The following is a 24,691-nucleotide window of genomic DNA, read 5'->3' as shown; positions in this document are numbered from 1 at the left end:
GGTGGCTACCATCCACAGTTCTGAGGTCAGACCATCAGATCACGTCGGCAATGGCCTCGCAGACGTAGTCGATGTTCGAGTCGTTCAGGGCAGCGACGCAGATCCGGCCCTTGTCGGTGCCGTAGACACCCCACTTCTCGCGCAGCTGCACCATCTGATCCTTGGACAGGCCGGAGTAACTGAACATGCCCGCCTGCTCGGCGATGAAGCCCATGTCGCGCTTGCCATTGGCGGCCGTCACCCCGGCGGCGGCCAGGCCGTCCACCAGGCGTCGGCGCATCTCCTTGATCCGCTCGCGCATGCCGGCCAGCTCGGTGACCCACTGGCTGCGCAGCGTCGAGTCGGACAGCACGGCGGCCACCACGGCGGCGCCATGGGTGGGGGAGGAGGAGACCATGGTGCGGATCAGCACCTTGAGCTGGCTGAGGACCCGGGCGGCCTCGTCGGCATCGGCGCAGGTGACCTGCAGCGCGCCGACACGCTCGCCGTAGAGGCTCATGTTCTTGGCGAAGCTGACAGTGTTGACCACCGGGAGGCCGGTGGCGACGAACTTGCCGATCGCCTTCACGTCCTCTTCCGGGCCTTCGGCGAAGCCCTGGTAGGCCATGTCCACCAGCGGGATCAGCTGGGACTCGGTGACGGTCTGCACCACCTGGTCCCACTGCTCGTCGGACAGGTCGTAACCGGTGGGGTTGTGGCAACAGGCGTGCAGCACCACGACGGTGCCCTTCTCGGCAGCGCGCAGGTCCTCGATCATGCCGTCGAAGTCCATGCCGTCGCGCCCGGCGGCCTTGTAGCGGTAGGTGGAGACCTCGAAGCCGGCGCGAGTGAAGACGGCCTGGTGGTTCTCCCACGATGGGTCGGACAGCAGCAGCTTGCCGTTGGACAGCGGACGCAGGAAGTCGCCGCCGACGCGAAGGGCGCCGGTGCCGGACAGGGTCTGGACGGTGACCAGCTTGCCTGAGGCGGCGGCCTCGGGGCCGTGCACCAGCTTGGCGACCTCGGCGGTGAAGGCCTTGTGGCCGTCGATGGGCAGGTAGCCGCGGGGCTTGGGATCCGCTCCCATCTGCTGCTCGACGGTGCGTACGCACTCGAGCACCGGCAACTTGCCGTCGGCATCCTGGTAGACGCCGACGCCCAGATTCACCTTCTTCGGGTTGGTGTCGGACAGGTAGGCGTCGGTGAGGCCCAGGATCGGGTCGCGGGGCGCCATGTCGACGGCGGAGAAGATGGACATTCTCAGGGCCTTTCAGCAAGGGGTACGGACAGCCTCAATCCTTCCATGGCTTGCCCCGTGATGGGAGGTGTCCATGCCACTGGCCCGGGGCCACGGCGTGGGTGCTGCGTGGCACAGTGCATCCCATGACGCGCATCCACGAGCTGTCGGCACTGGACCTGGCGGGGGCCATCCGCGGCGGGGAGGTGAGCGCTCTGGAGGTCACCGTCGACGCGCTGGAGCGCAGCGAAGGCCTCGGCCCCACGATCGGCGCCTTCATCCACCTGGCGCACCAGCAGGCACTCACCTCCGCCGCGGCCCTGGACGCCCACCCGCGGACCGCTCAGGGCAGTCCGCTGCGTGGCGTTCCCTGCCCGATCAAGGGATTGACGATGGTGCAGGGAATGCCGTGGGCCGTGGGGTCGCGCGTCTTCGCCGGGCAGACGGCCACACTCGACGACGGTGTCACCCAGCTCCTGCGGGGCGCCGGGACGGTGATGACCGGCCTGACCACGGTCCCGGAGTTCGGGCTGCCCTGTTACACCGAACCCGATGACCAGCCTGCGGCGCGCACTCCCTGGGACCCGAGCCGCTCGGCGGGTGGTTCTTCCGGGGGCGCCGCCGCGGCCGTCGCCGCCGGGCTGGCCCCCATCGCCCACGGCAGCGACGGAGGCGGTTCCATCAGGATCCCCGCCAGCATCTGCGGGCTGGTGGGGCTCAAGCCGTCGCGCGGCCGCGTCTCTCCCGGGCCTCACGGCACCGACGGCGTCGCGTTGTCCACCCATGGCGTGCTGTCCCGCACCGTGCGCGACACCGCCGCCGGGATCGACGTGCTGAGCGCCCACTGGCCGGGCGACGGCTACCTCCTGCCGGATCCACACACGAGCTTCCTGGCCCGGTGTTGGGTGCCGCCCCAGCGGCTGCGGATCGGGGTGCTGACCAGACCCTCGAATGTGGACACCGAGGTCCATCCCGCCTGCCTGCGCGCCGTGGACAAGGCGGTCGCCGTGCTGGAGGGCTTGGGGCACCACGTGGCGGAGGCTCCCGCGCCCTATGCGCCCGACCGGTGGGCCGCCTTCATCGACCTGTGGTCCGTGATGGCGCTGGGCGCCCCCGTGCCCGCGGACCGTGAACAGGAACTGCGTCCGCTGACCAGGTGGCTGCGCGAGCACGGGCGCAGCGTCACCGGTGTCGCGCATGCCGCCGCAGTGCAGCGCGCCCAGCTGCTGAGCAGGGACACGGCCGTCGCCTGGCAGGGCTTCGACGTCATCCTGACCCCGACGCTGGCCCAGCCGCCGGCCCGGATCGGCCAACTGCGCAATGACGATGACCCGGAGCGGGACTTCTGGGACCAGACCCGCTTCACGCCGTGGACCAGCACAGCCAACCTGTGTGGGCGTCCGTCGATCAGCCTGCCGCTGCACCGCGAGAGGATCGACGGCATCGAGCTGCCCATCGGCGTGATGTTCACCGGGGAGCTGGGCCATGACGAGACATTGCTTCGTCTGTCCGTCGAGCTGGAGGAAGCGGCGCCCTGGCCCGCCCTGCCCGTTCCGCTGGCCGTCGAGGGTGGATAGCATCGCGAGTATGAGCACCGATGAGACCGCCCTTCGTTCCGCCGTCGACGCCGTTCTGCCCCGGATGCGGGAGGACCTGGAGAGCCTGATCCGCATCCAGTCGATCAGTTCGCTGCCGGAGAAGGCCGACGAGGTGCGCCGCAGCGCCGAGACCGTCGCCGAGCTGGTGCGGGAGATCGGCTGCGAGGACGTGAAGGTGGTGCAGGAGGGCGGACAGCCGGCCGTCATCGCCCACTTCCCGGCTCCTGAGGGACAGCCGACGATCTGCCTCTACGCGCACCATGACGTGCAGCCCACCGGCGACCTCTCCCTGTGGAGCACCGAGCCCTTCGAGCCCACCGAGCGCGACGGCCGCCTCTACGCCCGCGGCGCCAATGACGACAAGGCCGGCGTCGCGGTCCACCTGGCTGCCCTGCGCGCCTTCGACGGCAAGCCGCCGGTGGGCGTGACCCTGTTCATCGAGGGTGAGGAGGAGATCGGCTCCCCGAGCCTGGCCCGTCTGATCGAGAAGTACCACGACGAGCTGGTCAGTGACGTCTTCGTGATCTGCGATGCCACCAACTGGGAGGCCGGCCAGCCGTCCTTCACCACCACCCTGCGCGGCGTCTGCGACTGCGTCGTGGAGCTGCGCACCCTGGACCATGCGCTGCACTCGGGTGGTTTCGGCGGCGTCGTGCCGGATGCCCTGACCTCCATGTGTCGGCTGCTGGCGACGCTGCACGACGAGCAGGGCAATGTGGCCGTCGAGGGCGTGAAGTCCGCCGAGGGACCCGCCCTGGACTACCCGGAGGACCGGCTGCGTGCGGACACGGGAGTCCTCGACGGTGTGCAGTGGATCGGCGACGGTTCCGCGGTGAGCCGGTTGTGGACCAAGCCGTCGTGCACCGTGCTGGCCATCGACTGCACCCGGGTCGCCGACGCGTCCAACACACTGGCCCCGGTGGCGCGGGCCAAGGTCAGCCTGCGCGTCGCCCCCGGTGATGACTCCGCCTCCGCCTTGGACGCGCTGGCCAGGCACCTGGAGAGCCACGCCCCGTGGGGTGCTCAGGTCGCGGTCACCAAGGGCGAGACCGGCGATCCGGGCGTCGTCCCCTTCGAGGGGCCGCTGGCAGAGCTGGCCCAGGCCGCCTTCCGAGACGCCTGGGACGGCGTCGAGCCGGTGCAGGTGGGCTGCGGCGGTTCCATCCCGATGATCTCCGACTTCCAGAAGGCCTTCCCCGCCTCGCAGGTGCTGGTCACGGCCGTCGCCGATCCCGATGGCCGTCCGCACGGCATTGACGAGTCCCAGGACATCAATGACTTGGAGAAGGCGTGTTTGGCGGAGGCCTTGTTGTTGGCTCGGCTGGCGCGCTGATTTTTCGCGGCTGAAGGCCGAGGATGTCCGTTATGTCCCGTGGTGAGGGACATATCGGACATCCTCTCTGTCTGGAGGCTGAATGGATCTCTGTGTCTGACGGTTCAACTGCTCTACTGGCCCCCTCTCTGGGCAGACTTGGGGCATCGCGACGAAACGGTCGAGGGGAACCAGGCCGCGAGATTTCAGGGGGAAGATGCCTGATGGGTTCGGGGGGTCCGTCGGGTGGACTTCGGGCCCGCAGTCATTGGCTGCGGGCCCGAAGTGTGTCCTGGGCCGGTTCTACCATGGGGTCATGCCCGAAGAACCACTGCGCTTCGAGAGCTGGATCGACCGCCAGATCCGTGAGGCCACGGAGCGGGGCGAGTTCAGCAATCTGCCCGGCGAGGGCAAGCCGCTGACGGACCTGGGTCGGCCGGGCGAGGATCCCGACTGGTGGGCCCGGCGCAAGCTGGCCAAGGAGGACCTGCGTGGCGCGATGCCGGGCCCGCTGGCAGTTCGACGGGAGAAGCAGGACATCCTCGAGACCCTGGCCGACGTCCGCGACGAGGCCACGGCGCGGGCCATCGTCGAGGACCTGAATGTCCGGATCAAGCAGACCAATCTGACGCCCATCGCCGGGCGCACCATCATCACCGGCCTGCTGGACGTGGAGCAGACGCTGGAGCGGTGGCGGTCCGGTCGTCGCTGAGCGCGCCCTCAACCGACCCGCGATAGGGTGACTCCGTGCCACTTCGCCCCGATGGACTGTTGACCCACGAGATCGACCCGCACGACCGAGGCCCGCAGGATGCCTGCGGCGTGTTCGGCGTACAAGCTCCCGGGCAAGAGGTGGCAAAGCTCACCTACTTCGGCCTCTTTGCGCTGCAGCACCGCGGCCAGGAGTCTGCCGGCATTGCCGTGAGCAATGGCAACCGGATCATGGTCTTCAAGGACATGGGCCTGGTCAGCCAGGTCTTCGACGAGCCCACCCTGAACACCCTGCAGGGAGGCCTGGCCGTCGGCCACACCCGCTACTCCACCACCGGTGCCAGCATCTGGGGCAATGCCCAGCCCACCCTGGCCGCCACCTGTGATGGTTCGCTGGCCCTGTGCCACAACGGCAACCTCACCAACACCGACGAGCTGGAGGCCCTGCTGGCCGAGCGCATCGGCCAGGACAAGGTGCCGCACAAGAAGCGGATGGACTCCTCGTCGGACACGATGATCCTGTCCGCGTTGCTGGCCAGCTACGACGACCACTCTCTGGAGGAGGCCGCTCTGGAGGTGCTGCCGCAACTGCGCGGCGCCTTCTGCCTGACCTTCATGGACGAGGGCGTGCTGTACGCGGCGCGTGACCCGCAGGGCATCCGCCCGCTGGCGCTGGGGCAGCTGCCGGAAGGGGCTGGCATCGTCGTCGCCTCCGAGACCGCGGCGCTGGACATCGTCGGTGCCACCTTCCTGCGCGACGTGGAGCCGGGCGAGCTGGTCACCATCACCGCGGACGGCACCATCTCCTCGCAGCAGTTCGCCGCGCCGGCACCCAAGCACTGCCTGTTCGAGTACGTCTACCTCTCCCGCCCCGACACCCTGCTGCAGGGCCGACGCATCCACAATGTGCGCGTGAAGATCGGCAAGTTGCTGGCCAAGGAGTTTCCCGTCGACGCAGACCTGGTGATTCCCACGCCGGAGTCCGGGATCCCCGCCGCCATTGGTTTTGCCGCCGGTTCGGGGATTCCCTACGGGCTCGGTCTGGTCCGCAATGCCTATGTGGGGCGCACCTTCATCCAACCGTCGAATGCGATGCGCCAGATGGGTATCCGGATGAAGCTGAACCCGCTGCCCGACGTGGTCAAGGGCAAGCGGATCGTCGTCGTGGACGACACGATCGTTCGTGGCAACACCCAGCGCCAGGTGGTGGCGATGTTGCGCCAGGCCGGCGCCAAGGAGGTGCACGTGCGCATCTCCGCCCCGCCGGTGGAGTGGCCGTGCTTCTACGGCATCGACTTCGCCACCCGCGACGAACTGATCGCACCCGGGATGACCATCGACGAGATCGCGAAGTCCATCGGTGCGGACTCGCTGGGCCACATCTCCCTGGACGGGCTGGTGAAGGCCACGCACATGCCCAAGGAGAACCTCTGCTGTGCCTGTTTCGACGGCGTCTACCCGGTCGGTGACCAGGACCTGCCCCTGGCCGACCTGCGCAATGCTCCCCTCAAGAAGAAGGAATGCTGATGAGCCAGTCCGCCTATGCCCGCGCCGGAGTCGACATCGAGGCCGGTGACCGCGCGGTCGAGCTGATGAAGGCACACGTCGCCCGCACCAAGCGCCCCGAGGTGCTGGGAGGGCTGGGTGGCTTCGCCGGCTTCTTCGACGCGAGTGCCTTCAAGAACTACGACCACCCGGTGCTGGCCACCAGCACGGACGGTGTGGGAACCAAGGTGGCCATTGCCCAGGCCATGGACAAGCACGACACCATCGGCTTCGACCTGATGGGCATGCTCGTCGACGACCTGGTGGTCTGCGGCGCCGAGCCGCTCTTCGTCACCGACTACATTGCGTGCGGCAAGGTGGTTCCCGAACGGATCGCCGACATCGTCAAGGGCATCGCCGCGGCCGCCGAAGTGGCGGGTTGCTCGCTGCTGGGAGGCGAGACCGCGGAGCACCCGGGCCTGCTCTCTCCCGACGAGTACGACATCGCCGGTGCCACCACCGGCGTGGTCGAGAAGTCCAAGATCTTGGGCGCGGACCGGATCGTGGCCGGCGACGTGGTGCTGGCCATGGCGTCCTCGGGCCTGCACTCCAATGGCTACTCGCTGGTGCGCCACGTGCTGCTCGAGGAGGCCGGGTGGAAGCTGGACCGGGACGTGTCCGAGCTCGGCGGCACGCTCGGCGAGACGCTGCTGACCCCGACGAAGGTCTACGCCCTCGACGTGCTGGACCTGCTCAAGGCCACCGAGGTGCACGCGATGAGCCACATCACCGGTGGTGGCCTGGCCAACAACCTGGCCCGCGTGATCCCGGACCACCTCAGCGTCACGCTGGAGCGTTCCTCGTGGACGCCGCCGGCCGTCTTCCAGCTGGTGCAGCAGGTGGGCAAGGTCAGCCAGAGCGACATCGAGGCGACCTTGAACATGGGCGTCGGCATGGTGGCCGTGCTCCCCGAGGCCAGTCTGGATGCCGCCAGGGCGGCTCTGGACGCCCGTGGCGTGGCCAACTGGGTGCTGGGGCGGGTGGAGGCCTCCGAGGCTGCCCAGGAGCGCGTCACGATGACTGGGGAGCACCCCAGCGCGGGCTGAATCCCGCTGACTTGCGGTGCAGCCACCAACGGTCCGTCCGAACAGGCGGACCGTTGGTGGCTGTGTCTTTTGGTTGGGGCCCGTGAGTCCGGTAGCCTGTGTCTCACGAAAGTTTGAACACACATTGCCGCGGTAAATCCGCGAGGGACAAAGCGAGGGGGTCGACCCGACATGGGGCGCGGCCGTGCAAAGGCGAAGCAGACCAAGGTTGCAAGGGATCTGAAGTATCGCCCGGTCAACATGGATGTGGCATCTCTGGAGCGAGAGCTCGGGATCAAGAGCACATCCCATGACAGCTATGAAGAGGAAGACCCTTACGCGGACCTTGCCGCGGCATATGGGGTCGACCTCGACGAGGACGAGCTGGACGACGACGAGGATCAGGACCCCCGTCGCGCGGTCTGACCGCGATGTCACACCAGTGGGACGATGACCGTCTCCTTCCGGGTCATCAACAACTGACTCTTCAACTTCCTTCGGCACAACCCGCACCGGGTGAGCCGGAGGAAGTTGCTGTTGTGTCGGCGACGCTGGTGCGTCGCCGTGAGCCCACCACCCGTCGCGCGCTGCTCTATGTGCATGGCTGGAATGACTACTATTTCCAGCCGCACCTGGCCGAGGCCGTCGAGGAGATGGGCTTCGACTTCTACGCGGTGGACCTGCGTCGCTATGGCCGCAGCCTGCGTCCGGGGCAGCTGCCCGGCTTCATCACCAGCCTCGAGGACTACTTCGAGGAACTCGATGCCGCCATGGCCGTGCTGCGCGAGTCCCACGACGAGGTCTGCCTGATGGGGCACTCGACGGGCGGCCTGATCTCCGCCCTGTGGGCCGATGCGCGTCCGGGTGAGCTCACCGGGCTGGTCCTAAACTCGCCCTGGTTGGACCTGCAGGGCTCACCACTGCGGCGAGCCATCACGGCACCGGTCCTGCAGCGGCTAAGGACCACGTACCCGACCACGGTGCTCCCACTGCCCAACAACGGCCTCTACGCCCGCACCATCGAGGCGGAGCTCGACGGTGAGTGGACCATGGTGCGCGAATTGAAGGGTGTCAACGACTTCCAGATCCGAGTGGGTTGGCTGGCGGCGGTGCTGGCGGGACATGATCGGGTTGCCGTTGGGCTGTCCATCGACTGTCCCGTGCTGGTGCTGACCAGCGCCCGCAGCGACTTCCGTCGCACCTGGGACGAGGCGCTGCTGCGGGCGGACGCCGTCCTCGACGTGGACAAGATCGCCGCCAGGGCGGTGCGGCTGGGCAACCACGTGACCATGGTGCGGATCGATGGGGGGCTGCATGACCTGGCCCTGAGCGCCGAGGCCGTGCGTGGGCGCTACTTCGACGAGGTGGCCCGCTGGACGGCTGCCTACACCGGCTGACCCTTCTCTGCGGGGGTCATACCGGCAGCGGGCGGCTGGCCCGCCACTGTGCACGTCAGGGTCTGGCCATGCCGCATCTGCAGGGGGTGCAAGGCCGCGCCAAGGCGTGCAGAGAGGACGGGAAGGTGGTGTGGAGCCGACGTCGGGCCGTGGGTGGGGGTGGTCGGGCACCAAAAACCCGCTCCGGTGAGGGAGCGGGCTGAGTGGTGGCCAGGACCGGGATCGAACCGGTGACCTTTCACTTTTCAGGCGAACGCTGCTACCAGCTGAGCTACCTGGCCAGTGTTGAGGCGCGGTGGAAGCGCATCCTCAACGTGCGTCTGGATCGGCGAGGATCCATCAACACAAAAGCGGTGATGTTTCCATCACCGCTTTCGCGACCCCGACGGGACTCGAACCCGCGACCTCCGCCGTGACAGGGCGGCGCGCTAACCAACTGCGCTACGGGGCCTTGCGGCCCTGCTGGATCGTTTCCGATCCGGCCGACTGCCCGTTTCAGGCAGCTCGAAAAATATAGCGTGAACTGGGGGCAAAAGTGAAATCGAGGCCAACGGTGGATCTTGCATCGCTCTGACTAGGGGTTTTATGGCTGGGCTCACACTCGGGGTGTGTCGGGCCGCTGGATGTTCGAGGTTTTCGGCGCCGTGTTAACCGTTAACTTGTTTTCACAGCCTGTGCGGGTGACGATGGACCCAAGGCGCGGTGCGCCAGCCGCCTCGGGGGAGGCGATGGTCGGGCGCTCAGAACGCCGGGAATACCTGTTGATCGGGGGATTGCAGGTACTCCCGGCGTTTGTCATGCGTGGGGTGCTCAGGCGAACAGCGCGAGCTTCCCATGGTGCTCGGCCAGCAGGTAGTAGACCGTCAGTCGGTTCTTGCGGCCGGGGATCTTCTCGCCGATCTTCTTGATCTCGGCGTCCAGGGCGGCGTCGTCGCCCGTGATGCCCAGCTTCTTCTTCACGAAGTTCTCGCGCACGGTGGCGAGCTCGGCCGGGTCACTGAAGCTGACCATCGAGGAATCGGGCTTGCTGAGGACGAGACGGTAGGTCTTCTCCATGGCCGCGACGACCTCGGCCTTGGCTGTGGGGGAGTACTTCCGGATGTCTGCGAGGTGGTCCATTGGTGGAGCCTTTCGAAGGTGTCGGTCTGACGCCTCCATGGTGGCACTCATACCGGGTCTCGACGGGGGGAACGCCGAAGTCCACAGCTTGGAGTCCCTGTCGGGAATATTTGGATGAATGGTCAACTTGTAAGGGTGTCAGCACGTGACCCCAGACGAAAGCAGAACTCCCATGAGCAAGTCCCTCTCCCGCGCCATCCTGACCGCCGCCAGCCCCGTCCTCGTCGCCAGTGGTGCGGCCGCCTGGGGCATGATCACCAAGCAGCTCAAGGACCAGCGCATCGAGGTGCACCCCGACTCCGCCAAGCTCGGTGGCAAGCTCGTTGCGGGCCCCCTCACGGCCTTCGAGCAGGCCAGTGTGGTCGGCTCCCACGCCGAGCACATCGGTGGCGGCAAGACCTTCGCCGAACTGAGCGACGAGTACATGGGCGCCCTGGGTGCCGGTGACACCGAGAAGGCCGAGGCTCTGGCTGGCCCCCGCGAGCAGGTCATGCAGGCCAACTTCGTGCGCGCCTCGCTGTTCACCTCCGTGCTGGCCTACGGTGTCTCCGCCCTGGTCATGGGCATGGGCGTCGTGACCGGCGCCGCGGCTGCCGCTGTGCGCGACGAGAACTGAGCCCCTCACCATTGGCTCGCGGTGCCCCACGCCCTCGTGGCGTGGGGCACCTTTCAGTTCCAGCCCGTCCGGTGATCCCACTGGGGTGAGAGGGCGTGCGCGCCCGGCCTGGATGAAGCACGGCCCCGGGTGATCAGACCGTGAACCTTCGCAGAAATGTTGATTCGACGGGTGCTGGTGGGCGGATGGCCAGCTGGCTTCGGTGCTGTGCTGGGAGCATGCTGAAGCACACCCTCACCGCGGCTCTGTCGGCCCAACCCGGCTGCTCGTCACCTCGCGCCAGTCAAGACCCAGTTCGACCTGCAGGCCCATCGTGGTGGCGTCGGCCTCAACACCGAGTCGTCCATCGCCAGCTTCTCCGCCGCCCTGGACCTGGGCGTGAGCACGCTCGAGCTCGACACCCAGGTCACCGAGGACGGCAAGGTCGTCGTCACCCATGACCGCAGGATCAACGGCACCGTCTGCCGCGACACCGCCCCCGCCTTCACGGGGGACCCCCAGTTTCCCTACGTCGGCAAGTTCATCACCCACCTGACGTTGGCACAGGTCAAGACCCTGGAATGCGGGTACCAGCCCAAGCCTGGCTTCGAGCGGCAGAAGGCCACCATCGCCCCGATGCTCGAGCTGAAGGACGTCTTCGCCCTGGTCAAGCAGCGTAAGGCCCGGCAGGTGATGATGAACATCGAGACCAAGGTGGAGGCTGGCGCCCCGCAGGAGACCGCGCCGCGCGAGGTCTTCGTCCGTACCGTCAACGACGAGATCGTGAAGTCCGGCCTGCAGCGTCAGGTGACTGTCCAGAGCTTCGACTGGGGCGCGCTGATGGAGATGCACCGGATCAATCCCCGGATGCCGCTGGTTGCCCTGACCAACCACGACTTCCTGCAGGTGGGCGAGGAGGGTGCCTCGCCATGGCTTGGTGGCATCGAAGCCGATGACTTCGGGGGAGACTTCGTGAAGGCGGCCGCGTCCATCGAGGGCGTCACAGCGCTCTCGCCTGTCTACGGGATGCCTCAGAACGGGAAGATCTCGGATCCGAACTTCTCCCTCTATGTGACCCCGGCCATGGTGGCCGAGGCACACGCCCGTGGCCTGAGGGTCATCCCCTGGACCTGCGATGACCGCGACACGATGGCCGCGCTGGTGGACATGGGGATTGACGGACTCATCACCGACTACCCGGACGTCCTGCGCGAGGTGATGGCCGAACGCGGCATGCGCCTGCCCAAGGCCTACCCGGCGCGCTGAGCCCGCCGGGTCCGTGGACGGGAAGAAGCCCCTGACACAAGCATTGCTGCTGGTCAGGGGCTTCTCCTTGGTATCCCCTACGGGATTCGAACCCGCGCTGCCGCCTTGAAAGGGCGGTGTCCTGGGCCGCTAGACGAAGGGGACCCGACCGGGCAAGTCTAGGGGGTCTGCGGCTCGGCTCAAAACCAGCGGGTTGACCCATCGGGCCCGACCCGCTCCACTGCCCTCCGGGGCCCACCACCCACTCCCTGCGAGAGTTGCGGATACATGCGATGCGGATGGCATGAACGAGCACACTCCCGCGGGACCGCACCGCTCAAGGAACGCTTACCCGCAACTCTCGCAGGGAATCGGCGAGGGCATCCTGAAGGCCGACGGGCGAGGACAGAACAGATGCAGGGCAGGGGTCCACTGCAATGGTTGCGGTGGCACCCTGCCCTGCATCTGTTCTGAATTCTGCTTGGGCTCAGTTCACGGTGATGTGCACGTGGTCCATGTGGTTGGCCGTGTCGCCGCCGCGGTCCGCCATCGGCCGCCAGCCCTCATTGCTGCGGGCCACGGACCAGATCTGCTGGCGGTAGATCACGTACTTGATGTTCAGCTCACTGGCGTGGGCCCGCATGTACCGAGCGATCTGCCAGCCCAGGTCCGCATTGGAGCGGTAGTTGGGCAGCATCACGTCGACGGCGTGGCCCGACGGGTGGTCCGGCAGGGGATCGCTGCGCACGCCGTACATGGTGCTGATGGCGGGGTAGTTGGCCCGCACCACACCGACGACCGTCTTGGCGCTGGAGGTCAGCGAGTTGAGCCCCACCGACCCGCCGGTGTTCAGGTCGCCACCCGAGTAGAGGGTGCGCGCCAGTGGGGCGCTGCCCGCGGGATTGTTGCCGGACAGGTACATCGCCGTCACCCAGCGCACGGCACCCTGGACAACCACCTGGGCGCGGCCGTTCTCCACGACACCGGTCACCCGCAAGGCCGTACCGGTGGGCACGTTGTAGAGGTAGCGCAGTCCGGTGGATGCAGGGCGGATGCTCAGGCTCGTCGTCGTGTAGCGCACCCCGATTGTCGCCGGGGCCCTGACCCCGGCCGTGGTGCTGGTGCTTCCGACGCCCGCCAGGTACTGCGAATTCACCCAGCGGGGCCTTCCCTGCCACAGGATCTGCGCCACGCCATTCGTGCGCTTGCCCGTGAGCTGCAGGATGGTTCCCCGCGGGATGTCACCCAGGCTGCGGAAGGAGGCATTGGAGGTGGTGCGGATCATCAGGTCAGCGGTGGCACGTGCCCTGCCGCTGATGGCCACGGTGGAGCTGGAGCCGGCAGTCGTGCTGATCCAGGCATTGTTCACCCAGGCGCTCTGGCCATCCAGGGTGATCTGCAGCCAGGCGCCGTCGCGACGTCCGGTCAGGTTGATCCGGGAACCCTTGGCCAGCACCGTCAGTACCCGGTTGTCGATGCCCGGGCCGGTGCGCACATTGAGCGCCTCCGTCGTGAAGGCGCGTCCGCTGGTGGCGGCCGTGGCGGTTGAGGAGGTGACTTCCCGCGCCGTGCGCAGATAGCTGGTGTAGACCCAGGCCTTGTGGCCCTGGAAGCGCACCGGGGTCCAACCATTGACCGAGGAGCCGATGGCGGTCACCCGAGCGCCGCGGGAGAGGACGCCCACGACGGGGGCACCCAGTCCGGGGCTGGAGCGGACGTTGAGGACGACGGACGAGGTCATGGCGGTGTTGCGGGCCTGGGCCATCTGGCCGACGACGAGCTGGGTACCGCCCAAGAGCATGCCGGCCGTGACGGCCGAGGCCGCCGACAACCGCGCCAAACGCAGTGCAGACACGAGAATTTCCTTCCGGCGGTTCTTCCCCAACCGCGTGGACTGGTGGATGGCACCGGCATGGACGCTTCCCCACGTCCGTGGCCGGTGCCACGGACCGGACTGTAGGGAGATCCTCCGCTGGAGGGCCAATCCTTTCGGGAACGGCAATGACTGCCTGGCAAGTGAATCGCCGCCGGATCCAGCGGAACTTCAGGAATGGAATTACATCGTTGTGATTCGAATGACCGCTGAAGGGGTCTTGCCTTGCCCCGACCTGTATGCCAGTCGGCATAGATGTTCCCTTGTTCGAATCATGGGTGCACGATTCTCGGCACCTGAGACTTTGGGAAGGGACGTCTGAGAGACACACAGATGCACGGTCAACCGAAACTTGAGGTTCAGCTTTCGTCGGGGCCCTGGACCCAGCAACCAGTGGCATCGGCAACCAGCCGTCGCGCCTTGCCATGGCCGGATGGGGCGGCTCCGGACTGCAGGTCCGCACGCGTCGCCGGACGGCCGCCTGTGGCCTGGGCCAGCTCACTGCAGGTCTGTGGGTCCGCGACCAACAGCGGCGTGCGCGCAGTCCCAGATGGAGCACTGGCCAGGAGGCCGACGAGGCTCTCCTCGGGGGCCGGACAGACCACCACGAGGTGTCGGCCCGTACGTCGTGCGACGGCCAGACTGTCCATCAGTTCCCGCCGGGAGCCGACGCCCTCGGCGCAGCACAGCAGGTCCACATCGGTCAGTTCCAGGGTGGCGGGCGAGGCCCAGCTGGCGAATCGCTCATCGGCCAGCGGAGCGTCGAAGCGTGGCTGGGCGGTGCGAAAGGCGTCGAGGGCGGCCTGCTGGGACTCATCGGGCGTACTGGCTGGCGTTGCCCCAAGGTGTTCCAGCGGAATCCCCAGCTGCGCCTCGGCAAGCCGACGGGTGTGCCGGTCCCGCAGCGCCGCGAGGGCAAGCAGGACCAACCCCATGGCCAGCACCACCAAGAATCCGCGCACGGGCTGCTCCCTCGTCGACGGGTGACGCGTGGTGCCCCCACTGGGGTTCGAACCCAGGACCCATGGATTAAAAGTCCACTGCTCTGCCAACTGAGCTATAGGGGCGCGTCGGCCAGTCTAGCGGTGACGCCGGGTGGCCCGCCCCCGTGGCCTCGACAGGCTCGGCCGACGGGGACGGGCGCCAGCCTCAGGCCTTCCAGCGGTAGAGGCGGTGCTCCCACTCGTGGGCGAAGGAATCGGTGAAGACCCCGTCCTTGACCTCCAGGGTGCGGTCCGCGTCCACCACCTCCACCTGCTTGGCGTCCACGCCCTCGGGCAGCTGCAGCTGGTACTCGCCGGAGTAGTGCTCGATCTTCTGCATCGCCAACAGGTAGCTGTTGCCGTCCGGCGTGGTGGGCCAGTAGCGGGTGTACAGCTTGTCGTTGAAGGTCTTGTGGACCGAACGGGCGTTGAAGACCGGCGCATGGGTCTGCAGCCGCGCCTTGACCTGCTCGACGCGGTCACTGACACCCCGGGCGAAGTGGTCCTTGTCCCGCACGCCGAAGACGCCGGGGCGCCAGCTCAGCCAGGTGTCGTCGGTCACCGTGTTTGGGTCGACGCCCTGCTTGGGCTCCACCCGGGCGTACCAGAAGCGGTGCGTCTCCTTGGGGTCTCGCACGGTGTCGCCGGCCTTGTAGGCGGTCTTGGCATTCCACACCGGGGCCTTCTTGGAGTCCGGGAAGGTCTGCGGGAAGAGCAGGATTCCCGAAGCCCCGCCGAGGATGCAGGACATCATGGCGCCCTCCACCTCGTCGGCGCTGGGCACCGAGGACCAGCCAGGCTCGCCGGGCGCGGTGACGCCACCATGACCCAGGGCCACCAGGCCCCAGACCGGCCGCGGCCGGGTCAGGAAGGCGCGGCAGCGTTCCACGGTCATGCCGTGGATGGCGGCCCGTCGGGCAATCTCCTTCGGCACGCCCCAGGCGTCCTCCACCTGCTGGCAGACCTTCGGGCTGAAGCAGTAGGAGTACAGGTCCGCCGACACCTGGTGCAGGTTCGGGCGGTCCACCAGGGGCCGCACCCGGTAACGGTCGATGGAGGAGATGGTCACGCCGGTTCCGAAGTTGGAATAGGCCAGGTAGCCCCTGGGGTGCTTCTTGAGGTTCTCCTCCATCTTGGCCATCTTCTCGGTGGCCATGTCCGCCTCGTCCTCGGGCAGCCAACCCACGGTCTCCGCGCCGGGCTTGCCGGTCATGTCCATGCCGGTGGTGCGGATGGTCCAGATGCCCGCCTTTCGCAGCCCTTCCGGGGTCACCTGCGGGTCCACGACGACGGCGCCGTCGGCGTACTTCTTCTCCGTGGGCAAGTCCTCGTCGAAGGCATTCATCCACCACTCGGCCACGTGGAAGCGCTTCTCGTCGGCCAGCACCTCGGCATTGGTGAACTGCTTGTAGTAGGCGGGTCCGCCGAACCACCAGTCGACGCCGCGGATGGCCGGGTCAACCTTCTGCACACCCGCGTCGTGGTGGGCCTTGATTCGATCGGCACTCAGCGGGGAGCCGTAGATGGCGTAGTGGGACCATTGTCCGGACAGTGATGCACCCTTGCCGTCCTTGGTGCCGACGGTGGCGGACTTCACCTTGCCGACGAAGAGGCCGATGCTCCCGGTGCCGATCTGCTTGCCGTCCACATAGCCCGTCACCGCACCCTTGGCGTCGATGCTCATCGCGACGTGGTGCCAGGCCTTGGGCAGCTTGGCGCTGTCCAGCTCGACGGCCTTGTATCCGGGGCCCTCGGCCGCCAGGCCATTGCCCTCCTGGCGAAGCCCGATCGACCAGCCCGTCTCGTCGCTGGTGGAGTGCAGCTTGAACAGGGTCTGGTTGAAGTTGGGCTCGTCCTGACAGAGCCACATCTCCACCGTCAGGCCGGTCTTCGGAGCCTCGGCCAGCCAGGTCCGGGCGTCCGGGATCTCGATCCAGGCCTCGTCATTGCTGACGCCGGAGTAGAAGGCACGCCCGACGGCATTCGGAGCGGCCAAGGACAACGCGTCATTGGGCCACCACATCTTGCCGTGCAGGACGGCCTTGCGCTTGTTCCCGGACTGGTCCGCCGGGTTCTTCGCGTCGGCGTCATCCTGGAAATCCAGGTAGAGCAGCGGCTTGTCCGCGAGCACGGCCTCCTTCAGCCCACCCGGGGTCACCGTCGGCGTCGCATCCTGACTGGTGGCCGGTGTGGGCGACGGCGTGGGCTGCTCGTCATCGGAACACCCGGCGACGGCAGTGGCGGTGACACCCGCGGCCCCCAGGGCGAGGAAGGTACGGCGATTGGTGCTGGTCACGAGAAGTTTCCTTCGGTCGTTCGGACATGCGTGAGCGATTGGCCGGGGGAGACCTTGACGTGTGGGGTGCACGCTTCTTCGGGGGTATGGACAGGCTAACAACCGACGGGGCGAGACCACGGGTCACTGCCTGAGGCGGCGCTGATGAATTCAGCAGCTCCTCACCTGGTGGTGGGGTCCGTTGACGATGCCCGATCCTGTCGAGGGCTCAGAGCATGTCCTTCAACTCGTCGACGCTCTCGACGATCAGGTCCGGGCGGTAGGGGAAGCGCTCCAGGTCCATCCGTCCCGTGATGCCGCTGAGCACCAGGACGGTGAACAGGCCTGCCTCCATTCCCGCGACGATGTCGGTGTCCATCCGATCTCCGATCATCGCCGTGGTCTCCGCATGTGCCTCGATCTTGTTCATGGCGGAGCGGAACATCATGGGGTTGGGCTTGCCCACCACATAGGGGCGACGGTTGGTGGCCGCGGTGATCATGGCGGCCGCGGCACCAGTGGCCGGCAGCAGGCCCTGGGCGCTGGGGCCGGTGGTGTCCGGGTTGGTGGTGATGAACTTTGCGCCGCCGACGACCAGCCGAATGGCCTGGGTGATGGACTCGAAGGAGTAGGTGCGCGTCTCGCCCAGCACCACATAGTCCGGGTCCGTGCTGGTCAGGATGAAACCCGCCTGGTGCAGGGCCGTCGTCAGCCCCGCCTCGCCGATGGCGTAGACCCGCGCGCCCGGCTTCTGGCGCTGCAGGAAGGCCGCCGTGGCCAGCGCGCTGGTCCACAGGTTCTCCTCCGGCACCGTCAGGCCGGAGCGATCCAGCCGGGCGCTGAGGTCCCGCGGGGTCATCGACGAGTCATTGGTCAAAACCAGGAAGCGCTGCGAGGTGTCCACCCAGCGTTGGATGAGTTCCGCGGCGCCAGGAATGGGGATGTCCTCGTGGACCAGCACCCCATCCTTGTCAGTGAGCCAGCATTCGATGTCTCGTGGTGTACGCACGTCCCCAACCTAACCCGGCCGGGTCAACACAGTGTGAACGGGGCCAGACGGGCGATCGGGCCGACACTTTCGCGGGAGGATCCTGGCCAGGAGGACCTTGGAAGGTTCACAGGCGCCAGGTCCCGCGAAATTCCGCAGGAGCCGGGGTCAGACCAGCCAGGGCGGGTCCACCTGCGGAGCCACCGGGTGGGCCTCCCAGCGTTGCCACCACTGGTCCGCGCCCTCGGGCAGCAGCTCGGGACGCAGCCGGGGCACCTGGTCCCGGAGATCATATTTCAGCCGTGCCAGCAGCAACAGTTCGCGTTCGTCGTGGGGGACGGCCGGGTCCAGGTGGTTCTTCTCCAACTCCCAGATACGTCGACGCGCGGCGATGATGCTGCGGTCGAGGGCCTGCTCGGCCACCGTCGCTCCCAGGTGCTGCTCGGCGGCGCGGATCCAGCCGTAGTCCCGGTTGATCCGGATCAGGCCGGGGTCCACCACGAGTGCCTCGTGCACATCGAACTCCGGCTCGATCACCACGGCCCCGGCGAGCTTGGCATAGGCCACCTCGTCGCGCTCGGTCTCGTCGGACTGGATCTCCGTGGACCGCAACATGATCTGGAACATGTCCTTGTCCTCGAAGGAGCCGCTGGCCCGCACCCCCGGCGCATTGGAGGTGACCACATAGGTCGTCGTGCAGCCCAACGGGCCGATCGCCATCTCCGCCGGCAGGTTCTCCCGGACACCACCGTCGACGAAGTGCTCGCCATCCATCGGAACCGGGGTGAAGACGGTGGGGATGGAGCAGGAGGCCAGCACCCCACGGGAGAAGTCATGCGGCTCGCCGGGCAGTTCGACGTCGTCGCGGTCCACCAGCCGGCCGTCCTCGCGCATGAAGCGCAGTTCACCGCTCTCCAGGCTCACCATGGCGATCCTCACCGTCATCCCGGAGGAGGTCACCCTGGAGGAGTCGAACAGGGCGCCCTCGCCCAGCAGGGCGCGCAGCAGCGGGCCCGGGATGTACATGGAACGGGTCTTCTCCGCGCCGGACATGATCACGCCGAGGTCATTGCCCATCCCACGCATACGGCTCAGGCCCGCCAGGATCGCCATCACCTGGCTGGGGGTCAGTTCCGGGCCCTCCGCGGTGGGATCCAGCGTCGCCATCGCCAGGGTCTCCATCTGGCCGGTGAGCTCCTCCTGCGCCTCGGCTGGCGAGCCCGGTTCGTCTGGGGATCCGGGTGACTCCGCTGCCTTCGCGAAGGGCAGTTGGATCCTGTGCAGACCGCCGCTCAACCAGCCGCTGCGAGTGTCCCGGTTCAGTAGTTGCACCAGGTCCTGCCCTCGGGAACGGAAGCGGCGGAACCAGGTGCGCTCGGTGAACATGTCACTCTGCTGGGTCATGTCCAGCCACAGGGCGTCCAGGTCACGCAGCGCGGCCACCTGCTGCTCACGGTCCGCGGACTGGGCGAGCATGGCCCCCAGGATCGAGCCGGCAGAGGTGCCGACGATGACCTGCGGCTCGATGCCCACCACCTCGTACAGGTAGGCGAGCGCGCCCAACTGGAAACTGGCCTTCGAGCCACCTCCGGACAGGACCAGACCTTGCCTCTCCTCGCGCCCCAGACGCAGGGAGGCGCCGATCCCGAGCCAGGTGCGTCGTGCCATGCCGCCAGCGTACCCAGCCGGCCCTCAGAGCTTGGCTTCCAGCCCGGCGAGGCTGGTGGGAGACTGGACGATGTGAGCAACCAGTCCGCCCCCGCGGCGTCCCCCGTCAACACGCGCAGCAGCGCACCTGTGGACCTGACCCGCTTCGCGTGGCTGTCCATCGCGGCAGCCGTGGCGACGATCGCCCTCAAGACCTTTGCGTGGCGGATCACCGGCTCCGTCGGCCTGCTGTCCGATGCCGCCGAGTCCGTCGTCAATCTGGTGGCCGCCGTCGTCGCCCTGATTGCCCTGCGGGTGGCCATCAAGCCGCCGGACAAGGACCACAACTTCGGCCACAGCAAGGCCGAGTACTTCTCCGCCGCCGTCGAGGGCGCGATGATCTTCGTGGCCGCCGGCGTGATCATGGTCTCCGCCGTGCAGCGCTTCCTGCACCCGCAGCCGCTGGAGAATGTCGGCGTGGGCCTGCTGGTCTCCGTCGTCGCCTCCGTGCTGAACGGAAGCGTCGCGTGGGTGCTGCTGCGTGCCGGCAAGCAGTACCGCTCCATGACCCTGACCGCCGACGGCAAGCACCTGATGACCGACGTGTGGACCAGCGCCGGCGTCGTCGCGGGTGTCGGCCTGGTCTGGTTGACCAACTGGCCGCGGTTGGACTCGATCGTCGCCTTCGCGGTGGGGGTCAACATCCTGTTCACCGGAGGCAAGCTGATGCATGAGTCCGGGATGGGCCTGATGGATGTCAGCCTCCCCAAGGAGGACAACCGTCGCATCCGCGAGATCCTTGAGTCCTTCACCGGGGAGAACATCATGTTCCACGGGGTGCGGACCCGGGAGTCGGGACACCGTCGCTTCATGGACATGCACCTGCTGGTGCCCGGTGCCTGGAGCGTGCAGCAGGCCCATGACCTCGTCGAGGACATCACCGACGCCCTGCTGGAGGCATACCCGGACTTGCACGTGATGATCCACTCCGAGCCGATCGAGGACCCACGCTCCTACGACGACTACGACTTCGGGATCAGCTGACCACGGACTCGCTGCGGCCTCGCCCCTGGTCTTGGGGGCGGTTCCAGCGGTCCGCGTGGGTTTGAGTGGTCCGCGTGTGTTGCAACCCGAGCGGCTGTGGGGACCCCGAGCGGCTGTGGGGAACCCGAGCGGCTGTGGGGAACCCGAGCGGCTGTGAGGCAGGGGAATGGTCCGGCCGAGGCCCGGTCACGGGGGATCCCTAGGATGTGCCCATGACAGATCAGGCCGTCTCCACCATCGTGCCCGGGTGGGACGAGTACTTCCTCGGCATCACCACAGCAGTCGCCGCCCGCGCCAAGTGCACCCGACGCCGGGTGGGAGCGGTGCTGGTGATCGACCGGCGCATCATCGCGACGGGTTACAACGGTGCGGCCCCCGGCCGTCCGGACTGTCTGGAGGGCGCATGCCCGCGCGGCCAGCTCACCTATGAGCAGGTGCCCGGGCTGGGCGACTACGACCGCCCCGGCAGCCCCGGCTTCTGCATCGCCATCCACGCCGAGGTCAACGCCCTGCTCTTCTCCACTCGTGACACCAAGGGTGCCACCGCATACATCACCGACGAGCCGTGTCCCGGCTGCCGCAAGGCACTCGCGGCAGCCGGGATCGTGCGCGCCGTGTGGCCGCAGGGGGAGTACGACCAGGACGGCCTCGTCGCCTGGTAGGGAATCGTCCCGTTCCCCCGGGTCCGGTTGGTCAGAGGACGTCGGTCATGTCCTCCTCGAAGACGTCGACGGCCTTGTGGGCCAGGTCGTCGTCGAAGAGCTGGCCGATCACGTCCGGGGAGATGGTGAAGCGGCGCACGCCCAGGTCCGTGAGGGCCACGACATGCTGTGCGGACTTGATGGAGGCCGCCACCAGTAGCGGGCCGGTGCCGTCCTGGGGGATGGCGCGGCACATCTGGCCGATCTCCCCCATGGCATTGCGGCCGGCCATGAACATCCGGTTGAAGTAGGGGGCGATGTACTCGACGTCCAGCGCGGCGCCCACCAGGGCCTGCCGGGTGGAGTAGACGGCCGTCATCAGGACGGGAACGCCGTCGCGCTTCAGGCGGGCCGTGGCCTGGGACCCGGCCTCCGTGGTGGGCACCTTGATGATGCACTCGGGGGCCATCTCCAGCAGCCGCTGGGCATTGGCGTACAACTCGTCGGCGTTGCCGCCCCAGGTCTGGAAGAAGACCTCCTCCGCGGCATGTTCGCGGGCGAAGGAGTAGATGTCCGCACACTCGGACAGGTGGCGGCCGGCGTCGCGCAGGATCGTCGGGTTCGTCGTGATGCCGCGGAAGATGCCGGTGGGTAGCCACCGTTCGGCGGCGGCCTGGTCGGCCGAGTCGATGTAGAAACCGACGGGTACGGGACAGCAGGGCATGAGCATTGGCCTTTCCAGGGGGAGTCGTTGAGGGGTCAGCAGGGCCAGCGAGGAAGGACTCATGTCATTCCACCGCCAGCAGGAGCTCGCGGAGCACCGCGAGAGTGTCGTGGTCGAGGCCGCGCAGTTCACACAGAGCGGCGTAGCGGGAGCCCGGCGTCGGGTGGCGCTTGACCAGTTGCAGGGCCTGTTCCTTGGTGAAGATGGCGATCTCGGCCTCGTCGAGGAAGTCGAAGATGCGCTGCTCGGTCTGGTTGTCGGTCTCGAGGGCGCCGTCGAAGCAGCCGGCGGCACCGGCCGCCGTCGTCACCTCACCCAGGTTGATGACCTGGACGTCCCCGGCCCCGTGCAGGTGTGCGGTGACGTGCCGGACCCCAGCGACCACGTCGAGGTCACCCTCGGCGGGGTGGACCACGAGATCGCCGGTGGTCTGCGACCACGTGATCCGGGTCCGGGCCTCGCGGGGCTGGGCACGCTCGTCGTCCTCCACGAGGGTGTAGGAGCCGTCGGCGCCGGCCACCACGTGCAGCTCCAGGCGCGACGGGTTCTGGACGCCCAGCTCGTCCTCGGGAGTCATCGGGATGATGGCTCCGGCGCGGGCCAGGACCGGGATCTGGTGGATCGCCCGGTGCATGGTGACGGCGCGTCCACCGCGGTAGGTGAGGTTGGTGAACAGGTCCGTCCACGATCCCTCCGGCAGCCACATCCGCGCGGCCGCGCGGCGGGTCCCGGACACGACGGGCGTCGTGATGGGGCAGACCAGCAGGTCACGCCCGAACCAGTACTGGTTGGTGCACTGGTAGGCGCTGATCTCATCCGGATCGCTCCAGTACATGGGACGCACCAGCGGGTACAGGCCACGGGAGGACTCGACATTCTCCGTGAACAGCCACGGCAGCATCCGGTGGCGGAGCCGCAGGAAGTCACCCATCACCTGCCGGGCGACGGGGCCGAAGCGCCACGGCTCCTTGCCGTTGAAGATGCCATTCGACGAGTGCAGGCGGTTCACCGGGCTGAAGGCGCCGAACTGCACCCAGCGGGTGGCCAGCTCGTCGTCCTTGGTGCCGAACATGTGGCCACCGATGTCGTGGCTCCACCAGCCGTAGCCGATGTTCGAGGCCGTCGCCGTGAAGTAGGGCTGGAAGTCCAGCGACGCCCAGCTGATCACCGTGTCCCCGCTGAAGCCCACGGGGTAGCGATGAGAACCCGGCCCCGCGTAGCGGCTGAAGGTCAGCGGCCGGCGCCCGTCGCGCCCCGAGTCCAGGAAGTGCAGGTGGTTCAGCATCCACAGCGGGTCCAGGCCCGGGATGCGGGAATGGCTGCCCTGCTGCCAGTCCAGCCACCAGAAGTCGACGCCCTCCGCCTCCATCGGGTGGTGGACGTGCTCGAAGTAGGCCCGGATGAAGCGCGGATCGGCGAAGTCGAAGCTCGCGGGCAGCTCAGAGGCCGGGTCAATGCCCATCGCCTCCGCGACGGCCGGATAGGCCTCCTCGAAGGCGCGGATGCCATCGGCGGGGTGCACGTTCAGCGAGACCTTCAGGCCGTGCTCGTGCAACCAGGCCAGGAAAGCCACGTGGTCCGGGAAGAGTTCGGTGTTCCAGGTGTAACCGGTCCAGCCCGCCCCGTACTTCTCGTCGATGTCCGTCAGGTGCCAGTCCATGTCCACCACGGCGACGCTGAAGGGCAAGCGCTCGTCCTCGAAGCGTTCGACCAGCTGCTGGTACTCGTCCTGGGTGTAGTCGTGGTAGCGGCTCCACCAGTTGCCGAGTGCGTAGCGGGGGAGCACGGGCTGCGGGCCGGAGATCCGGTAGAAGTCCCGCACCGCCTCGCCATAGTTGCGGCCGTGGGCGAAGACGTAGAAGTCCAGGTTGCCCTCGGGGCGTTGTGCCACCCAGCCGTCGTCGGTCAGCGCGAGGCTGTGCGAATCGTCGAGGCTGGTGATGCCCAGCGAATTGGCCAGGCCCTTCTCCAGCTCACAGGCGCCGTCCACCGCGTCCAGGGTGCGGGCCGTGCCACCGAGCTGGGTGCGCAGGCCGAGGTAGTCGGCGAACTTGCTGTCCGGCTCCTCTCCTGGGCGCCACACCGAGTGGTAGCCACCCGTGAGTTCCTGGACGCTCAGGTTGGTGGGAGTGAACTCACCCCCGGAGTAGTCCAGGTGGAAGGCGTTGGTGAAGACCTGCACCCGTTCGCCCTCGCGATGCACCCGGAAGTCCGGTGTCGGCAGGTTGCGGTTGACCACTGTCTGGGTGGCGCGATCCTCGAAGACCCCCGACGGCGAGTACTCGCAACGCATCAGGTGCTCGGTCAGAATGGTGAATCGGAAATGCTCGCCGGCCACGACGGAGCCCGGTGGGGCAAGCGGTGTGATGGCCAGCCGCAGGTGCGGGGGCAGCATGGTCATGACGTCCACTCTAGGGATCGGCGGTGACCCCAGAACCCAATTACTACACAGTATAGGAGCCAAATTCCCTCAAATTGGGCGAATGTCCTTGTGGTGCAGTACTTGCAGAGCGATTGATTCGTGTGCCGCTGGCCGGTCCCGTGCCTGCTGGGGGGTCCGCCGCGGGGAGTCGCACGCCGTCCCAGTGCTGTCCCGACGATCCGGCGTCGCCTGGGCAGCCCCCGTCTGACGTTGCGGTGAACAGTGCGTGAAGAGGCTCGCGCGAGCCGGAAGTGGGGGCGTCTGCGTCGTAGCTTGGGGGACATGGACGGACCGACGATTGGCCCGGGAGCAGCTTGCTCCTCACGGCATC

20 protein-coding genes and 4 tRNA genes are annotated in these 24,691 nt (G+C 67.6%); 11 read left to right on the top strand and 13 right to left on the bottom strand.

The annotated features are described in order from the left end of the window. Positions 1-34 precede the first annotated feature (34 nt). Complete coding sequence (locus EDD41_RS06635) at positions 35-1,237, bottom strand: amino acid aminotransferase (protein WP_123575356.1); 1,203 nt, start codon at positions 1,235-1,237, stop codon at positions 35-37. Positions 1,238-1,362: 125 nt separating this feature from the next. Here EDD41_RS06635 and EDD41_RS06630 point away from each other — a divergent pair, with 125 nt between their 5' ends. From EDD41_RS06630 to EDD41_RS06600, 7 genes are all read left to right on the top strand, one after another. Further along, positions 1,363-2,793, top strand: a complete 1,431-nt coding sequence (locus EDD41_RS06630; protein WP_123575355.1) for an amidase — start codon at positions 1,363-1,365, stop codon at positions 2,791-2,793. Between the two features lie 10 nt (positions 2,794-2,803). Beyond that, the gene (locus EDD41_RS06625) at positions 2,804-4,147 is read left to right on the top strand and encodes a dipeptidase (protein ID WP_123575354.1); all 1,344 of its coding nucleotides are present in this window, start codon (positions 2,804-2,806) and stop codon (positions 4,145-4,147) included. A gap of 295 nt (positions 4,148-4,442) precedes the next feature. Then, the gene (locus tag EDD41_RS06620) at positions 4,443-4,838 is read left to right on the top strand and encodes a DnaJ family domain-containing protein (protein WP_170165269.1); all 396 of its coding nucleotides are present in this window, start codon (positions 4,443-4,445) and stop codon (positions 4,836-4,838) included. A 35-nt stretch (positions 4,839-4,873) separates the two neighbouring features. Continuing rightward, positions 4,874-6,364, top strand: a complete 1,491-nt coding sequence (purF, locus tag EDD41_RS06615) for an amidophosphoribosyltransferase (RefSeq protein ID WP_094765706.1) — start codon at positions 4,874-4,876, stop codon at positions 6,362-6,364. Further along, the gene (gene purM, locus EDD41_RS06610; RefSeq protein WP_094765741.1) at positions 6,361-7,428 is read left to right on the top strand and encodes a phosphoribosylformylglycinamidine cyclo-ligase; all 1,068 of its coding nucleotides are present in this window, start codon (positions 6,361-6,363) and stop codon (positions 7,426-7,428) included. Before purF ends, purM begins: the two co-directional genes overlap by 4 nt. Positions 7,429-7,599: 171 nt before the next feature. Beyond that, positions 7,600-7,833: a DUF3073 domain-containing protein gene (locus EDD41_RS06605; RefSeq protein WP_094765705.1), complete on the top strand. Its 234-nt coding sequence runs from the start codon at positions 7,600-7,602 to the stop codon at positions 7,831-7,833. Between the two features lie 5 nt (positions 7,834-7,838). Further along, positions 7,839-8,804: an alpha/beta hydrolase gene (locus EDD41_RS06600; RefSeq protein ID WP_123575353.1), complete on the top strand. Its 966-nt coding sequence runs from the start codon at positions 7,839-7,841 to the stop codon at positions 8,802-8,804. A 204-nt stretch (positions 8,805-9,008) separates the two neighbouring features. Here the strand turns inward: EDD41_RS06600 and EDD41_RS06595 are convergent. The 3 genes from EDD41_RS06595 to EDD41_RS06585 all read right to left on the bottom strand — a co-directional run bounded on the left by EDD41_RS06595 (position 9,009) and on the right by EDD41_RS06585 (position 9,923). After that, positions 9,009-9,085, bottom strand: a tRNA-Phe gene (locus tag EDD41_RS06595). 96 nt (positions 9,086-9,181) lie between these two features. After that, a tRNA-Asp gene (locus EDD41_RS06590) sits at positions 9,182-9,255 on the bottom strand. A 359-nt stretch (positions 9,256-9,614) separates the two neighbouring features. Further along, on the bottom strand, positions 9,615-9,923 hold the full coding sequence (locus EDD41_RS06585) for a DUF2853 family protein (RefSeq protein WP_094765703.1): 309 nt from the start codon (positions 9,921-9,923) through the stop codon (positions 9,615-9,617). Positions 9,924-10,095: 172 nt separating this feature from the next. On the opposite strand from EDD41_RS06585, the gene EDD41_RS06580 reads away from it, so the two are divergent. Further along, on the top strand, positions 10,096-10,539 hold the full coding sequence (locus tag EDD41_RS06580) for an aromatic ring-opening dioxygenase LigA (protein WP_123575352.1): 444 nt from the start codon (positions 10,096-10,098) through the stop codon (positions 10,537-10,539). Between the two features lie 300 nt (positions 10,540-10,839). Further along, positions 10,840-11,784, top strand: a complete 945-nt coding sequence (locus tag EDD41_RS06575) for a glycerophosphodiester phosphodiesterase family protein (RefSeq protein WP_123575351.1) — start codon at positions 10,840-10,842, stop codon at positions 11,782-11,784. A 68-nt stretch (positions 11,785-11,852) separates the two neighbouring features. On the opposite strand, the gene EDD41_RS06570 is transcribed toward EDD41_RS06575, so the two are convergent. From EDD41_RS06570 to EDD41_RS06540, 7 genes are all read right to left on the bottom strand, one after another. After that, positions 11,853-11,928, bottom strand: a tRNA-Glu gene (locus tag EDD41_RS06570). 322 nt (positions 11,929-12,250) lie between these two features. Further along, complete coding sequence (locus EDD41_RS06565; RefSeq protein ID WP_123575350.1) at positions 12,251-13,618, bottom strand: SH3 domain-containing protein; 1,368 nt, start codon at positions 13,616-13,618, stop codon at positions 12,251-12,253. A 377-nt stretch (positions 13,619-13,995) separates the two neighbouring features. Next, positions 13,996-14,598: a hypothetical protein gene (locus tag EDD41_RS06560; RefSeq protein ID WP_094765699.1), complete on the bottom strand. Its 603-nt coding sequence runs from the start codon at positions 14,596-14,598 to the stop codon at positions 13,996-13,998. 29 nt (positions 14,599-14,627) lie between these two features. Beyond that, positions 14,628-14,703 (bottom strand) — tRNA-Lys (locus EDD41_RS06555). An 82-nt stretch (positions 14,704-14,785) separates the two neighbouring features. Beyond that, positions 14,786-16,915: a LamG domain-containing protein gene (locus EDD41_RS06550; RefSeq protein WP_094765698.1), complete on the bottom strand. Its 2,130-nt coding sequence runs from the start codon at positions 16,913-16,915 to the stop codon at positions 14,786-14,788. A 208-nt stretch (positions 16,916-17,123) separates the two neighbouring features. Next, the gene (locus EDD41_RS06545) at positions 17,124-17,903 is read right to left on the bottom strand and encodes an HAD-IIA family hydrolase (protein WP_094765697.1); all 780 of its coding nucleotides are present in this window, start codon (positions 17,901-17,903) and stop codon (positions 17,124-17,126) included. Positions 17,904-18,050: 147 nt separating this feature from the next. Beyond that, complete coding sequence (locus tag EDD41_RS06540; protein WP_123575349.1) at positions 18,051-19,550, bottom strand: patatin-like phospholipase family protein; 1,500 nt, start codon at positions 19,548-19,550, stop codon at positions 18,051-18,053. Positions 19,551-19,622: 72 nt separating this feature from the next. On the opposite strand from EDD41_RS06540, the gene EDD41_RS06535 reads away from it, so the two are divergent. Beyond that, positions 19,623-20,573 (top strand): cation diffusion facilitator family transporter, encoded by a 951-nt coding sequence (locus tag EDD41_RS06535; RefSeq protein WP_245995554.1) that lies wholly within the window; start codon positions 19,623-19,625, stop codon positions 20,571-20,573. Positions 20,574-20,785: 212 nt separating this feature from the next. Beyond that, positions 20,786-21,235: a deoxycytidylate deaminase gene (locus EDD41_RS06530; RefSeq protein ID WP_123575348.1), complete on the top strand. Its 450-nt coding sequence runs from the start codon at positions 20,786-20,788 to the stop codon at positions 21,233-21,235. Between the two features lie 31 nt (positions 21,236-21,266). Here the strand turns inward: EDD41_RS06530 and EDD41_RS06525 are convergent, their stop codons facing one another. Continuing rightward, positions 21,267-21,938 carry a transaldolase family protein gene (locus EDD41_RS06525; protein ID WP_170165268.1) on the bottom strand — a complete coding sequence of 224 codons (672 nt, stop codon included), beginning with the start codon at positions 21,936-21,938 and terminating at the stop codon, positions 21,267-21,269. Positions 21,939-22,002: 64 nt separating this feature from the next. Next, entirely contained in the window at positions 22,003-24,339 is a 2,337-nt protein-coding gene (locus tag EDD41_RS06520; RefSeq protein ID WP_211336601.1) for a glycoside hydrolase family 31 protein, read from the bottom strand. Positions 24,340-24,691 lie beyond the last annotated feature (352 nt).

Source organism: Luteococcus japonicus (genome assembly GCF_003752415.1).
Classification (GTDB): Bacteria; Actinomycetota; Actinomycetes; order Propionibacteriales; family Propionibacteriaceae; genus Luteococcus; species Luteococcus japonicus.
The sequence above is the reverse complement of the archived record's forward strand: the minus strand, read 5'-3'. Positions and strand labels throughout refer to the sequence as shown.

Coding starts and splice junctions, on each gene's coding strand:
- EDD41_RS06540 (WP_123575349.1), bottom strand. CDS start 19,550: ATGGCACGACGCACCTGGCTCGGGATCGGCGCCTCCCTGCGTCTGGGG.
- EDD41_RS06580 (WP_123575352.1), top strand. CDS start 10,096: ATGAGCAAGTCCCTCTCCCGCGCCATCCTGACCGCCGCCAGCCCCGTC.
- EDD41_RS06525 (WP_170165268.1), bottom strand. CDS start 21,938: ATGCCCTGCTGTCCCGTACCCGTCGGTTTCTACATCGACTCGGCCGAC.
- EDD41_RS06585 (WP_094765703.1), bottom strand. CDS start 9,923: ATGGACCACCTCGCAGACATCCGGAAGTACTCCCCCACAGCCAAGGCC.
- EDD41_RS06520 (WP_211336601.1), bottom strand. CDS start 24,339: ATGACCATGCTGCCCCCGCACCTGCGGCTGGCCATCACACCGCTTGCC.
- EDD41_RS06630 (WP_123575355.1), top strand. CDS start 1,363: ATGACGCGCATCCACGAGCTGTCGGCACTGGACCTGGCGGGGGCCATC.
- EDD41_RS06635 (WP_123575356.1), bottom strand. CDS start 1,237: ATGTCCATCTTCTCCGCCGTCGACATGGCGCCCCGCGACCCGATCCTG.
- EDD41_RS06530 (WP_123575348.1), top strand. CDS start 20,786: ATGACAGATCAGGCCGTCTCCACCATCGTGCCCGGGTGGGACGAGTAC.
- EDD41_RS06600 (WP_123575353.1), top strand. CDS start 7,839: ATGTCACACCAGTGGGACGATGACCGTCTCCTTCCGGGTCATCAACAA.
- EDD41_RS06620 (WP_170165269.1), top strand. CDS start 4,443: ATGCCCGAAGAACCACTGCGCTTCGAGAGCTGGATCGACCGCCAGATC.
- EDD41_RS06605 (WP_094765705.1), top strand. CDS start 7,600: ATGGGGCGCGGCCGTGCAAAGGCGAAGCAGACCAAGGTTGCAAGGGAT.
- EDD41_RS06625 (WP_123575354.1), top strand. CDS start 2,804: ATGAGCACCGATGAGACCGCCCTTCGTTCCGCCGTCGACGCCGTTCTG.